Raw genomic sequence first — 12,607 nt, 5'->3', positions numbered from 1 at the left:
TATTCCTGTAGTTTTAGGACTGTGGACTAAAATTACTAACGTAGATGTCTAACATTGACTACTTTTGGGTAGCTTTGTCCAGGTTTTTACGAGCGGTTGGTTAACCAATATCTTCGATTGACATCCAGATATTTGTAAGCCAACCCTTCCCACGCGCTAGATCGAGTGCTTGTGGCTCACCCGGAGCAACTCAAAACTATCGATACTATCCGTTCAAATACTCGTCCACTTCTTGAGCCCGCTCAAAACCTCTCCGCACGCAATCTCCCAAAGCCACACCGCCAAAGTAGTTGGTGCACAAATACAGCCCCGGCAAAGATTTTAAGCCCCGATCGATCTGTTGCAGGCGATCGAAATGACCCAAATTGTACTGAGGAATCGCCCGCTTCCAAATTTTCACAGTCAACACTTTCGGCTGCGCCGCCTCCGGCTTCAGCAAAATCTGAGACAAATCTCGGTGCACCTCCCCAACAATTTGTTCGGCGTCAAGATTGCCAATTCCCGAATCAGTAGCCCCGCCGATATAACTGGTGAGAGTTTGCCAGCCCGCAGGCGCGCGATCGGCAAATAAACTCGATGTCCAAATCGTCCCCAGAGTGCGAATTCCCTGCCCCCTCGGAATTAAATTTCCAAATCCCACTAATTTACCCTTGAGATCCGACATCGGATATGCCAATACAACGGAGGCAACCGTAGGATAAGTAAAAGCTTGTAAAGCGCTGCTAACGGACGGTTGCAGAGGCTCCAACAACTCGGCTGTAACATAGGCCGGTGTTGTCAAAACTACGGTTCGGGCCTCAACTTCCTGCTGTCCGTCGGGCGTAGAAAATACAGCTATGTAAGTGTCGCGTTCCGTGCGATCGAGTCGAGTCAGGTGCCAGTTGAGTTTCAGTCGATCGCCCAAGTTCGCAGCGATCGCCTCTGGCAGAGCCTGCAACCCCCCTTTAAACGAACCCAACTCCCCCGGCTTAGTCTTCGGAATATTCGGGTCTGCAACAGTCTTTAGCCCCCCCTTGGTAAGGGGGGGTTGGGGGGGTCTTTTCCTAGCAGAAAGCAGCGCCCCCGCCACCAGCCCGCCACCCGCATCAGCCATCTTTGTTACCCGGCCAAAAGCAGCCGCCGCGCTAAGTTGTTGGGGATCCCCCGCATAAACCCCAGACACAAAAGGTTCCACCAAGCGCTGCATCACTTCCTTTCCCAGATGACGGCGGAAAAATTGAGAAACAGTTTCCTCATCACCCTGCTGCGAAAGTTGAGAACCCATTGCCGGCCCCACAAACCCCAAAGCCCCGAACAGCGCCCGCAGTTTCCCCGGAAAACTCAGCAACTGAGACTGAATCATCGCCCCAGGAGTCATCGGCACCGGTTGCAGCTTCTTTTCCCAATAAACAAAACGAGGCAATTTGCGATCGGCAAAAATCAACTCCTGCTTCAAACCGACATCCACAGCCAACTTCAGCAACTCCGGCGTCGGCGAAAAACTATTCGGGCCCTCCTCCCAGAGAAACCCCTCCCCTGTCGCAGTCGTGATATTCCCGCCCACACGTCCCTGACTCTCAGCCACCAAAATCGCCCGTGGCGATGCACTCGTTGCTTCTTTTTGAAGTGCGTGCGCCAAACTCAAACCGCTAATCCCCGCACCCACAATCAAGGTATCTAAAACTTCCATGTTACATATATAAAAATATCGCAATCTTTATGTTACATGGGTTTGCACGGCTTTCGCTCTTTGCTGGGCATACCGCAAAACCGCTTGCAGATTAACGAATTGGGAATTGGGAATTGAGAATCGGGAATTGGGAATTGGGAATCGGGAATCGGGAATCGGGAATCGGGAATCGGGAATTGGGAATCGGGAATTGGGAATTGGGAATCGGGAATTGGGAATTGGGAATCGGGAATTGAAAATCGGTAAATTCTCCCGTATTTCTAAAGCATTTTTCTCAAAAATTGTCGATTAATCTTCCCCTCTCCCCCTCTCCCCCTCTCCCTCTCTTTAACTAAAAAGGACTTACATTATTGCTGTGCAAGTCTTGAGGCGATTGAAACAGAGTTTCCAGATAAACCCTGGCAGCTTGGCGGTAGCTGCGGGAAGCTTCCGGCGTACCGCTATCGGCATTCTGCAACAAAAACAGCGACAGGGAGGCGGAGAATACTCGATCGAGATCCCATTCGGGATGAGTTTCCAGGTAAATTTTGAGAGAATCGTGCAGCGTTTCGGGAATTTCGGCAAAAATACTGACTGTTGGGTTCATCATTTTTTAGTCTCGCTAATAAATTGAAAATAGAACCCCCTTTTCGGCCGGATACAGGTACAGGCACAGCCGAAATCAGAGCGCTTTTTTTAGGTCGGTCGCATCATTGTGCGTATCAATAGGTGGGTTTGTCAATGTTGCAAAATATTACAAACTCCTTTATGTAAAAAAAAGATTTACGCAAAAATAAGCCTTTTGAGGCTTTTTTGTTACATAAGTTTACATATGAGAGGTTTATATCAGGGATTTGGCAAGAGGTTAACGAAATCCCCAATTCCGCAGCAAGATCCGACCGTACCGTTAATTTCTGTGGAAAACTTTTTGAAATCTGTGGAAAACCTCAGACTTGCCTGTGGAAACGCTGTGGAATGTTGAGGGAAAAGTCAGGGAAAAAATAAGAATTGCAAAGGCGATTAATGGGTCATTGGTCATGGGTCATGGGTCATTGGTCATTGGTCTTTTCAGGCATTTTCGCCCGATCGAGCCCGATCGAACTTGCACCCCCGACCCGACAATATAGCCTTTCTCAAAAAGATGAGGTACATAAGGCATAGGCCTGGAGTGGCTTCCGTGGGCATACTTTACTTTTTCGAGAACCGCCATAGCCTTTCGAGCGCCAAACGCCAACAGTCATTTTATTTTTGAATCTGAAATTTATCTTTTACTTGGACTGATGGCTGATTGTCAATTAAGGAAATTAATTCGGCTGACTGAGCGCCACTAAAAACAATAAAAGTTTATAAATTTTCAGGTTTTTCTTTGAATTTACTAGAACATAGCATTGATTTCCAAAGATAGGGACACCGACCAGCAAATTTAAAATTAATGTCGGTATATCCTTCTGTAGTCAATAATTTAGTCAGGGTCTTTACTGAAAAGAATTTAATGTGTCCGTTGTCCCAAAGCACGGTAAAATGTTTTTCTAACTTGCCGGAAATAGCTAATATCAGGTTTTTAAAATAGCCGTGATAGGGTGTGGAAATAATTAGCATCCCTCCCGGCTTTAGACATAATTTGGCATTTTTAGCCAGTTCTTTCGGATAAAGTAAGTGTTCGATTACTTCAATGGCTAAGACAACATCAAATGAGTTCAGCATATCGGTATCGGGGAGTTCATAAATATCTGCTTGGATAAACTGACACTCTGGGAAACTTTGACGGGAGATGGCAATTCCGGGTGCAGAAGTGTCAACGCCGACAACTTCGCAGCCGTACTCTGCGATGACGTGACTGAGGCTGCCATTGCCACAGCCGAGATCCAAAACTCGGAGTTTTGTCGGGCTGGCATCCTGAAGTGTCGCCAGCATTTCTAGAAGGGGAGATACCAAATAAGCGTGATGATATCTGGGACGGTTGTTTGTGTAATAATACGTATAATTGGTGGAGTTTTTTTTCATCGCTCTATGAGACTATTGTCGAGGTCGCAAATTGACGTGGCGTGGATGCACTGTTTGGGCTAATGTTCGTCAGAATTACGGTTGTGAGAGTCGATCGGCGACTCGATCGTCTCATTGTTTGACAGGTAAATTATTGTTACCGCATCAATCCTATGTCACAAAAAATCTTTCCCAGGGTGCAAAATCTCGCATCGCCCATTTGATGGGGTATCCCTCGAAGGCATTCGCGACCCAAAGTGCGATCGAGCCAGAAGTCTCTCTCGATCGCTAGCCCGAGACACAAGTTTTTGCCTCTTACCTTCGGTCGCAACCGTGCATCTATGCCATTCTACCTTCAACCCACTGCCGTCTGTCAGCCTGAAAGATTTTACCCCTGGGCGATCGGCTGCAAATCGAGCCGAGAATTGAAAATGGAAGTGTGATTCAAATCACAGCCATTTGCCCAACAAATTGCTGAGCATCTTTAAGTAAAGACTGGTCACCAGACGTGCAAAATTTCTGCCTAAATCCCTCAAATCTCCGTATCTCGCTCCCATTATTGCAGCCATTCATCCAATTTTTGTCTCAGACGGTTGTGCCAATCCCCTCTCGCCTTTATTTTCGATCTCACACCTACTTTTACATTGGCTTGTAGTGGAATTTTATCAAATGGTTCTTCATTGTGTGGGAGGAAACCTAATCTATTGTGCCTTTTGAAAGTCATTGACATTTTCTATTAGCTGTTGATATATTTGCAGATATACCTGCAAATAGGGTAAAACAATGTACAGTCTGAAACAAGAGCTAAAACTGAATAATAAAGAACGCTCTTTGCTAGATGGCTGTGCAAGTTTGGCGAGGCTTGTTTATAACTTGCGATTATCCATACTAACCCAGTCATGGCAATTTGAAGAAATCAAAGCCAGTGATTCTCAACAATTAGCTGATATTCAGAAAATCTTTACCAATCAGGTAAAAATCAAGCCTGAGTATGCTTGGATAAAAGGCTATCCATTAGCTATCTATCCATCAGCACTGAATAATTTAGGTAAAGCTATCCAAGGGTGGCGACTAGGTAAATCAGGCTTGACTCGATTCAAATTTAAAAAGAAAGGTGATAGTTTCACCAGCAAAAACAAATCAGGAGTATATCCTGCAAAGGGTGAAGCAATGATGCCATTTACTAATCGCCAAGTCCGACTCAAGAGGAAGCAAAGCACAATCCCTGGTTTGGAAAAATTCAGACTCAAGCAACCAATAGCATTTGTGAGTTATAGCAAAACATTCACTATCTCTAGGGCAGCAGACAAAGGGTTGGTCTCCTGGAATCTGCCTGTTGATGACAAAAATTTACACAGAGTGCATCAAGTTCAGACTGTTGGTGTTGACTTAGGTGTCAAATGCTTTGCCACGTTGTCAGATGGCTTATTCACGATCGCACCACAAATCCTGAAAATATCAAAAATCAAGTCGATCAAGAATCGGTGGTACAACCGCAACCAGAAATCAGGGAACCGTACTCAAACAATTAGAGCATCTAACAATGGCTGGAAATACTACCAAAAATTACCAATAAAACCCGCAGATATTGCTAACCTCAGACGAATTTTGGGGCAAAAAAAAATAACAACTGATATTATCAGCCGAAAATACTACCAGATTCGGATTGAAGACCTCAATATCTCTGGCACGATCGCTAATCAAAAATTAGCGATCGACCTGGAGAGCTTAGGTATTGATGAATTCCGCAGAATTTTGACCTACAAAGTGGCATTTTGGGGAACCAAGGTAGAACTGGTTGACAGGTGGTCTCCTTCGTCTAAAACCTGTTCTTGCTGTGGCAATATTCAGCAAATGCCTCTCAAGGAACCTGTATATAGCTGCGATCGATGTGGTGTTTCCCTCAATTGCAATCTAAATGCAGCAATAATTCTGGAAAATGCCCGCCAGAGCATTGTACCTGAGGCAAGCGCCCAATTAAGGCCTGCGAACAACAAGATGCCGTCATCCTTGGTTGAAGCAGGAAGCAAACGTCAATTTAAGCCAAATGCTTGATTTGAGTAAGTTTTGTGTTGCACACTTAGAATCGAGATTACTACAGTGGCTTCTATAATTGTGTTTAAATGTTGTTTTGAAGCTGTGTTGTCTGGTCAGCAGGGCACCCTAGACCGATTCGCGCTTTCCGTCTGGTTGATTGCACTATGGTCGCTGTTGGTGTTGCACCTTAATTTTGATATGTCCTATGGTTAAGTTAGGTCAATCCTCCTTTCGCCGTATTTTACTGTCGCGGATTTTGTTGCTCAGCGTACCTGTTCTACTGGTGGGGGAGTATGTTACCTATCGCAAGGCACGCTCGACGCTTCTGGAAACTGCTCGTCTAAACTTGACAGAAAGTGCAGTCAGAAAAGCAGAAACTATTGAACAGTGGTCGAAATCGCTGAAGTCCAATCTGATCGGCGCTTCGGAAAACTCAATGTTGCAGTCTGTAGAGCCGAAGGATTATCAAAAGTTTATCGCGCAATTAGGGCAGCGGTTGCCAGCCCAGGTTGATTGCTTGCAATTGACTAATGTACAGACAAATCAAGTGATAGCTAGCACTTGCGGGCAGCAGCCGATTCAGTCGCTACCTGCCAAGTTTTGGCCGCCTGTGCAGCAGCAGCAAACTCTGCTGGATGACAAGAGCGTTTACATCAGTCTGTCGTGGCCTCTCCAGCGACAGGGAAAAGCCAGCAGCAAGAAGGTGGCTTCGGGTGGTGAGGATTTTCCAGATGCGAGTAAAGAAGCTCGCGACAGCCAAGTTAGTTTGGTGCTGAGCGCTCCAGTTTACACTCGTCGGGGCAACACCCGGCAGTTGAGTTATGCTTTGAGTTTGCAGTCGGCCCTGCCGGTGCAAACCAGTGCTCCGAAGGGTTCTCTAGCTGGCTATACGGTGGCGATCGACCAAGATGGGACGATTTTGGCGCATCCGAATATCAACCGCGTGGGCCGCAATATCGATGCTGAGGCAGATGCCGATCGACTAAAAAGTATTCTCAGAAGGGCGATGGCTGGCGGACAGGCTTTTCTCCACCTATTTTCCTTTGAAAGAAATGGCGTAGAGTTGCTAGCAGGATACGCTGCTATCCCGAGTCCTTCAACTAGAAAGGAGAACAGCAAGTGGATTATTTTAGCTGTCTCTCGTTTAGATTATGCTCTGTCAGGTTTGGAAGAAATTCAGCAAGTTTTATTTAATTTAATTGTGGGTTTGGTTGCTGCTAGTATCATCGCGACTTTATATCTGTCTCGCGACTTAGCGCGTCCTTTGGAAAAACTGAGAGACTACGCGCAGACAGTGGATACAGCAGAAGCGCCCCTAGCAGTGCCGGAAAATTTTCAAATTAGAGAATTTAATCAACTATCAGAAGCTCTCAACAGCATGGTGCAGCGCCTCAGAACCTGGGCAGGAGAATTGGAAATCGCAACCAAGGAAGCGCAAGTTGCCAATCAGTTAAAAAATGAATTTTTGGGAAATATTTCTCACGAATTGAGAACGCCACTCAACGGAATTATTGGTTTTATTCAAATTGTGCGTGACGGCTACTGCGATGACCGAGATGAAGAGATGGAGTTCTTGCAGCGCGCCCATGACTCTTCAATGCAATTGCTCAATATTATTAATGATATTTTGGACATTGCTAAAATAGAATCCGGCACTTTCTCCCTGATGTTAGAAGTAGTTGATATTACTCAGGTACTTGAAGACGCGATTGATTTGCAAGCGGCTCAAATTGAGGAAAAAGGTTTAAAATTAAACTTGCCACCTGCTCACGATCCGATTATTGTTCATGCGGATCCGGAGAAGCTAAAACAGGTATTTTTAAACGTGTTGAGCAATGCCGTTAAGTTTACAGAGTCGGGCAGCATTAGTATATCTGTGCGGTTAGAAGCCAGGACTAATTCTGGTAGTTTTAACGGGAGTGTGCCGGAAAATGCGTTAGCGCAGCCCTCGGAGAGGATCGCCAACAACACCCAAAGCGATTGGGTTGTGGTGACAATTAAAGATACCGGAGTTGGTATAGATCCCGAGCAGCAGCAGAAATTGTTTCAACCTTTTGTGATGGCGGATGGTTCTACAACTCGCAAGTTTGGCGGTAACGGTTTGGGCTTGGCTATCTCCCGAAGGATCATGGAATCTATGATCGGAAGCATTACCCTGCACAGCGCGGGTGTGGATCAAGGTACTGCGGTGATGATTTCTTTGCCTGTCAATCAGCAGTCAAGTTTTTATTTTCACAGCCCGGACTTGGTAAAGGAAAAGGGAAATTTCAAAAGTTATGACTGATATTATGTCTGGTGAATTACAAAAAATGTTGGTAGTGAGGAATGGGAGTCCTCGGATTTTTATGAGGACTCGCATTCCTCACTACAAACCAATTTTAGGGCGATCGTTCCAACGGACATATAGCCTTTCTCAAAAAGATGAGGTATGACTGACATCTTGTATAACCACTAAACTAAGAGGGCCCAAGCCCAACAACGTCCGCGAATCTTTCTGAGAACCGCTATAATATAATTTTCTTAATCTAAAATCTAAAATCTAAAATCTAAAATGGTATCAGGGGCTGTCCGCCAAGTTCGAGGGATTTGCTCAAAGTGCTGAGAATGCGGATTAATTCGACGGAAGCCGCACCGGAAGAGCTAGGACAAGGGGTATTTGTTTGCACGCAGTTGAGGAAACGATCGCACACTCGCCGCAGTGGCTCTGCTGGTTCTAAATTTAACACTTCCCGGTACCTGAGATTTGTGGGTGGCGACGCGATCCTCTTCGTTGGCGTAGCCCCCGTAGGGGCGGGCTTCGCTAACGCACTTTCGCCAAAATTATCCTCATCGCCCCCCCGATTTGAACCACCACGCTGCAAAATTAGAGGAGTTTCCGGCGACATTTCATCAAAAATCAAAGTTCCCAAACTGCCAACAACTGTTAAGCGCCGCTGTTTGTCGGGATTTAGCCAGCACAGGTGAATGAATGCTTGAAATCCGTCGGGATAAGTCAGCGTTACCCAAACTAAATCTGCTAATCCTTCTGCTTGATTTATTGCTTCTTCCCCCTGACTTTTGACTTCTGACTTCGGAAATACAGTACCAGTCGCCCTGACTTGAATAGGGGTTTGTTCCAGCCAAGTATTGAAAATAGCGATATCGTGAACGGCCAAATCCCAAAGGGCATCAACATCATGCCGCACGGGTTCAAAATGGGTGCGCTGGGCGTAACCGTAGCGCAAGGTTCCGAGTTGATGCTGCTGAATAATCGTTTGGCCGCGATCGACTGCGGGATGAAACAGATAAGTGTGATCGACGAAGAGTTGTCGCTGCTGTTTTTGGGCTAATTTACAGAGTTCTATTGCTTCACTGAGGTTGAGGGCGAGGGGTTTTTCTACTAAGACGTGGTAGCCTTGTTGCAGCGTGGCGGTTGCGAGGGTGTAGTGTGTGGAGGCTGGAGTGGCGATCGCCACAGCATCTAGTCCCGGCAATGCTTCTATTTGTGACCAATCGGTAGCTAGAATCACCGAGGGATGCAGATGAAACTGTTTTTGGACAGCCACCAATGAATCTCGATTCGGGTCTACCACCGCTAAAACTTCGCTGTTGGGATGTTCGAGAAAGTTGCGAATTAGGTTAACTCCCCAGCGTCCGGCACCCAATACAGCTATTCCGATTTTCATTGATGATAATTTCAAGAATCGCACACCCATTATAGCATTATTGGTAATAATTGGATCTCTTTGAATCCTAAAAAATGCCAATTCCAATCCCCAATCCCCAAGGGTGCATCTGGTTTTTGAAGAGGGTGAAGCATGACCGCATATAATTTATTAGTTATAATCTCATATTGACGGAGGTCATGCGATCGCCCCTACAAACATATTTGCTTGCACAAGCCGCTGCACCCAATCCCCAATTACCAATTACCAATTACCAATTACCAATTACCAATTACCAATTACCAATTACCAATTACCAATTACCAATTACCAATCCCCAATCCCCAATTACAACTGTCAACTGTCAACTGTCAACTGTCAACTCACTACTGACTAATTTATTGAAAGCTGCCTGAGCCGCTGCTTGTTCGGCCGCTTTGATCGATCGACCTTTTCCCTCTGCTACCAACTCTCCCTGAATGTGAACCTCGGCGGTAAAACGATCCTCGCCGCCCTGTACTGTCCCGGTTTCTCGCACGCTATATTTGGGCAAAGTTTTATATTTGCCTTGAGTCAACTCCTGGAGGGCAGCTTTGTAGTTTTGGCGGGCGGGATCGCTGCGAATTTCCGCCGCTAGGCGCTGAAAGTGAGGATCGAGCCAAGGGCGAACTAATTCTAACGTCTGGGCACTCAAATAAAGGGCGGCTAGCAAGGCTTCCAAAGAATCTGCCAGCCTGGGCACTGCGCCTGTTTTGTCCGAGGCGGCGCTGCTGGAAACGATTAAATAGCGATCGAACCCGTAACTGTCAGCGATTTTAGCAAGGATGCGATCGCTCACCAAGATCGATCGAATAGCAGCAAATTCCCCCACCGCACAGTCAGGATAAATTTCAAACAACAATTCCGAAGCCGCCAGCCGCACCACAGCATCGCCGACAAACTCTAATTGCTCGTAATTTGCCTTAGCAGACGCACTAGCATGAGTCAAAGCTAAATCTACAAGATGCCATTTGATCGAAGCATCCTTCGGTAGCCCCAATTTTTCAATTAATATTTCAAGTTGCTTTTGGCGACCTGGATAAATCATACGATTTTAGATTTTAGATTTTAGATTTAGGATTTAGGATTGGGGATTGGGGATTGGGGATTGGGGATTGGGGTGCATCTGGGTTTTGCAAATATGTTTGTAGGGGCGAAGCATGACCGCAGTAAATATGAGATTATAACTAATAATTTATATGCGGTCATGCTTCGCCCTCTTGAAAAACCAGATGCACCCTAGGATTGGGGATTTAGGATTGGGGATTGGGGATTGGGGATTGGGCATTTAGGATTTTATTATAATTGCGAATTTCCTTTGCTGATGACTATCCAGGTTTAGAGCTTGTCTAAACTAGCATGAATTGTTGAAAAGAATATCAAATTCATTTTAAGAAAAAAGCTTGTCATTACAAAACCAAATGTTCCGTTACCCAAATATTTGTGCGGGTGCTGATGGGCGAACCTTACCGAAAAATTGGAGGGGAAAAAGTCGGACATAAGCCGGGTTCTGTTCTCTCAACTGCAAGCAGTTTTCGAGGGCAGTTATCTATCTGGGACGCCTGTTACCAGACGCCTCAAGCGGTACCAAAGAACGGAACCGGTAAAAAACCAACCATAGTCCCTCCGACCTTGCTCCCAACCGGGGTTTACCTAGCCAGCACCTCTCGATGCTGCTGGTGCGCTCTTACCGCACCTTTGCACCCTTACCCCTAACACTTTGCGATTTTTGACGATCGACTTTTGATGCAATCTCCAATCTCCAATCTCCAATCTCTAAATGGGGGGCGGTATCTTTCTGTGGCACTATCCTCACGATCGCTCGCACTGGGCGTTACCCAGCAAGTTTGGTTTTTCGGGAGCCCGGACTTTCCTCAGACTAGCTTTCGCTAATCCGCAACCGCCTGCGCCTACTTTTTCCCCAGATTTATTGTACCTGAACCGAAGCATCTCCCATTAAAATAAATCAGAGCTAACAAACATATCAACACCCTCTCCCGAAAAATGTCCTGGGTGGCGATCGCATTCTATCGAATTCCTGGGTTCAGTCATCCTTAAGAGTAGAAAAATTCTCAAACCATCCGCGCCGCCAAAAGAAGTAAACTAAAGTAGAGGCGATCGCTAGCATCAGCCCCCAACAAAGTGGATAGCCAAAATACCAATTCAGTTCCGGCATATTCAACGGTGATTTCTCTGTATTGAAATTCATCCCGTATACTCCCGCCACAAAAGTAAGAGGAATAAAGATACTCGAAATCACCGTCAGCAATTTCATGATTTCATTCATTTTATTCCCCACTGAAGACAAGTAAACGTCCATCAAACCCGAAGACAACTCCCGATAAGTTTCCACCATATCCATCACCTGCACCGTGTGATCGTAACAATCGCGCAGATAAATTCGCACCTCAGGACTAATCAAATCGCTGCTATCGCGAATCAAAACATTAATTGCATCCCGCTGCGGCCAAATGGCGCGGCGCAGCGTCAGCAATTCTCGCCGGATTTTATAAATTTTTTCAAGAGTTTTTCGCGTTGGGCGCACCACCACTTCATCCTCTAACTCTTCAATCCGCTCTCCGTAAACTTCTAATACAGGGAAAAATCCATCTATAATCGAATCTAGGAGAGTATAAGCCAGATAATCTGCTTTGTGCTTGCGAATAGTTCCTTGTCCTTTGCGAATGCGAACTCGCACCGGGTCAAAACAATCATAATCCGGTTCTTCTTGAACAGTTAGTAGGTAATGCTTGCCCAAAATAAAACTTACTTGTTCTTTATGAAAATTATCTGAATTTGGTTTAATCATCACCATCCAAGCAATGATTAAAAGGTGTTCTTCATAGTCTACAACTTTCGGTCGTTGAGGAACATTAACTACATCTTCCTGAGCCATAACGTGCAAATTAAATACTTCGCCCATTTGTCTCCAGGTTTCTTTGTTTCCCAATCCCAACATATCCACCCAAGAAACAGATTCTGTATCTAAATAGGCAGCAGCTTCTCTAGGATTTGCCAATTGGACTCGGGTAGCTCCTGTCTCGCAATAGTCAATTAATACAATCTCAGGAGGTGGCGCATCGGGTTCTAAATCGAGAGTTCCCGGTAGCGCTCCCGGATCGTCATAAAAATAGTCAACGTAGGAATCATCATCATCTTTAATTGGTTTGGTGACGGCACTAGAAGTATGTATGCTTTTGTATACCATGTTGATATTCCTTACTTTTAGTATCTTTAATTAGGTTATCATTTTTTT

General features: G+C 45.5%; 12 protein-coding genes and 1 other RNA gene. 6 read left to right on the top strand and 7 right to left on the bottom strand.

What is annotated here, in order from left to right:
- Positions 1 to 205: 205 nt before the first annotated feature.
- Positions 206 to 1,669 carry a protoporphyrinogen oxidase gene (gene hemG / locus JGK20_RS08160; protein ID WP_293191236.1) on the bottom strand — a complete coding sequence of 488 codons (1,464 nt, stop codon included), beginning with the start codon at positions 1,667 to 1,669 and terminating at the stop codon, positions 206 to 208.
- Between the two features lie 106 nt (positions 1,670 to 1,775).
- Here hemG and JGK20_RS08155 point away from each other — a divergent pair, with 106 nt between their 5' ends.
- Positions 1,776 to 1,961: a hypothetical protein gene (locus tag JGK20_RS08155; protein ID WP_293230014.1), complete on the top strand. Its 186-nt coding sequence runs from the start codon at positions 1,776 to 1,778 to the stop codon at positions 1,959 to 1,961.
- A gap of 39 nt (positions 1,962 to 2,000) precedes the next feature.
- Here JGK20_RS08155 and JGK20_RS08150 read toward each other — a convergent pair whose 3' ends face one another.
- Together JGK20_RS08150 and JGK20_RS08145 are read right to left on the bottom strand one after the other, a co-directional pair.
- The gene (locus JGK20_RS08150; protein WP_293152247.1) at positions 2,001 to 2,255 is read right to left on the bottom strand and encodes a DUF2811 domain-containing protein; all 255 of its coding nucleotides are present in this window, start codon (positions 2,253 to 2,255) and stop codon (positions 2,001 to 2,003) included.
- 737 nt (positions 2,256 to 2,992) lie between these two features.
- On the bottom strand, positions 2,993 to 3,652 hold the full coding sequence (locus JGK20_RS08145; RefSeq protein ID WP_293177949.1) for a class I SAM-dependent methyltransferase: 660 nt from the start codon (positions 3,650 to 3,652) through the stop codon (positions 2,993 to 2,995).
- Positions 3,653 to 3,683: 31 nt separating this feature from the next.
- On the opposite strand from JGK20_RS08145, the gene JGK20_RS08140 reads away from it, so the two are divergent.
- The 4 genes from JGK20_RS08140 to JGK20_RS08125 all read left to right on the top strand — a co-directional run bounded on the left by JGK20_RS08140 (position 3,684) and on the right by JGK20_RS08125 (position 8,100).
- The gene (locus tag JGK20_RS08140; protein WP_293177946.1) at positions 3,684 to 3,923 is read left to right on the top strand and encodes a hypothetical protein; all 240 of its coding nucleotides are present in this window, start codon (positions 3,684 to 3,686) and stop codon (positions 3,921 to 3,923) included.
- 491 nt (positions 3,924 to 4,414) lie between these two features.
- The gene (locus tag JGK20_RS08135) at positions 4,415 to 5,686 is read left to right on the top strand and encodes a transposase (protein WP_293230011.1); all 1,272 of its coding nucleotides are present in this window, start codon (positions 4,415 to 4,417) and stop codon (positions 5,684 to 5,686) included.
- 187 nt (positions 5,687 to 5,873) lie between these two features.
- On the top strand, positions 5,874 to 7,952 hold the full coding sequence (locus tag JGK20_RS08130) for an ATP-binding protein (RefSeq protein ID WP_293177940.1): 2,079 nt from the start codon (positions 5,874 to 5,876) through the stop codon (positions 7,950 to 7,952).
- A complete protein-coding gene (locus JGK20_RS08125) occupies positions 7,945 to 8,100 on the top strand; it encodes a hypothetical protein (RefSeq protein WP_293191230.1) in 156 nt (51 codons plus the stop codon). The genes JGK20_RS08130 and JGK20_RS08125 overlap by 8 nt, the downstream gene beginning before the upstream one ends.
- Before the next feature lie 114 nt (positions 8,101 to 8,214).
- Here the strand turns inward: JGK20_RS08125 and JGK20_RS08120 are convergent, their stop codons facing one another.
- The gene (locus tag JGK20_RS08120) at positions 8,215 to 9,333 is read right to left on the bottom strand and encodes a Gfo/Idh/MocA family oxidoreductase (protein ID WP_293191227.1); all 1,119 of its coding nucleotides are present in this window, start codon (positions 9,331 to 9,333) and stop codon (positions 8,215 to 8,217) included.
- A gap of 179 nt (positions 9,334 to 9,512) precedes the next feature.
- On the opposite strand from JGK20_RS08120, the gene JGK20_RS08115 reads away from it, so the two are divergent.
- Positions 9,513 to 9,728 (top strand): hypothetical protein, encoded by a 216-nt coding sequence (locus JGK20_RS08115; protein WP_293191225.1) that lies wholly within the window; start codon positions 9,513 to 9,515, stop codon positions 9,726 to 9,728.
- Here the strand turns inward: JGK20_RS08115 and rnc are convergent.
- The 3 genes from rnc to corA form a co-directional block, all read right to left on the bottom strand.
- Complete coding sequence (gene rnc, locus JGK20_RS08110; RefSeq protein WP_293177931.1) at positions 9,677 to 10,399, bottom strand: ribonuclease III; 723 nt, start codon at positions 10,397 to 10,399, stop codon at positions 9,677 to 9,679. The genes JGK20_RS08115 and rnc overlap by 52 nt on opposite strands.
- Before the next feature lie 435 nt (positions 10,400 to 10,834).
- Positions 10,835 to 11,269, bottom strand: an RNA gene (gene rnpB / locus JGK20_RS08105) — RNase P RNA component class A.
- A gap of 126 nt (positions 11,270 to 11,395) precedes the next feature.
- Positions 11,396 to 12,559, bottom strand: a complete 1,164-nt coding sequence (gene corA, locus JGK20_RS08100) for a magnesium/cobalt transporter CorA (protein ID WP_293177927.1) — start codon at positions 12,557 to 12,559, stop codon at positions 11,396 to 11,398.
- Positions 12,560 to 12,607 lie beyond the last annotated feature (48 nt).

Origin of the sequence: Microcoleus sp. PH2017_05_CCC_O_A (assembly GCF_020738785.1) — a bacterium.
Taxonomy (GTDB): domain Bacteria; phylum Cyanobacteriota; class Cyanobacteriia; order Cyanobacteriales; family Microcoleaceae; genus Microcoleus.
This window is presented reverse-complemented; position numbering and strand designations above follow the sequence as displayed.

What these genes read in the sequence shown, in the direction of transcription:
- JGK20_RS08130 (WP_293177940.1), top strand. Translation starts at nt 5,874, where the DNA reads ATGGTTAAGTTAGGTCAATCCTCCTTTCGCCGTATTTTACTGTCGCGG.
- JGK20_RS08125 (WP_293191230.1), top strand. Translation starts at nt 7,945, where the DNA reads ATGACTGATATTATGTCTGGTGAATTACAAAAAATGTTGGTAGTGAGG.
- JGK20_RS08115 (WP_293191225.1), top strand. Translation starts at nt 9,513, where the DNA reads ATGCGATCGCCCCTACAAACATATTTGCTTGCACAAGCCGCTGCACCC.
- JGK20_RS08145 (WP_293177949.1), bottom strand. Translation starts at nt 3,652, where the DNA reads ATGAAAAAAAACTCCACCAATTATACGTATTATTACACAAACAACCGT.
- rnc (WP_293177931.1), bottom strand. Translation starts at nt 10,399, where the DNA reads ATGATTTATCCAGGTCGCCAAAAGCAACTTGAAATATTAATTGAAAAA.
- JGK20_RS08135 (WP_293230011.1), top strand. Translation starts at nt 4,415, where the DNA reads ATGTACAGTCTGAAACAAGAGCTAAAACTGAATAATAAAGAACGCTCT.
- corA (WP_293177927.1), bottom strand. Translation starts at nt 12,559, where the DNA reads ATGGTATACAAAAGCATACATACTTCTAGTGCCGTCACCAAACCAATT.
- hemG (WP_293191236.1), bottom strand. Translation starts at nt 1,669, where the DNA reads ATGGAAGTTTTAGATACCTTGATTGTGGGTGCGGGGATTAGCGGTTTG.
- JGK20_RS08150 (WP_293152247.1), bottom strand. Translation starts at nt 2,255, where the DNA reads ATGAACCCAACAGTCAGTATTTTTGCCGAAATTCCCGAAACGCTGCAC.
- JGK20_RS08120 (WP_293191227.1), bottom strand. Translation starts at nt 9,333, where the DNA reads ATGAAAATCGGAATAGCTGTATTGGGTGCCGGACGCTGGGGAGTTAAC.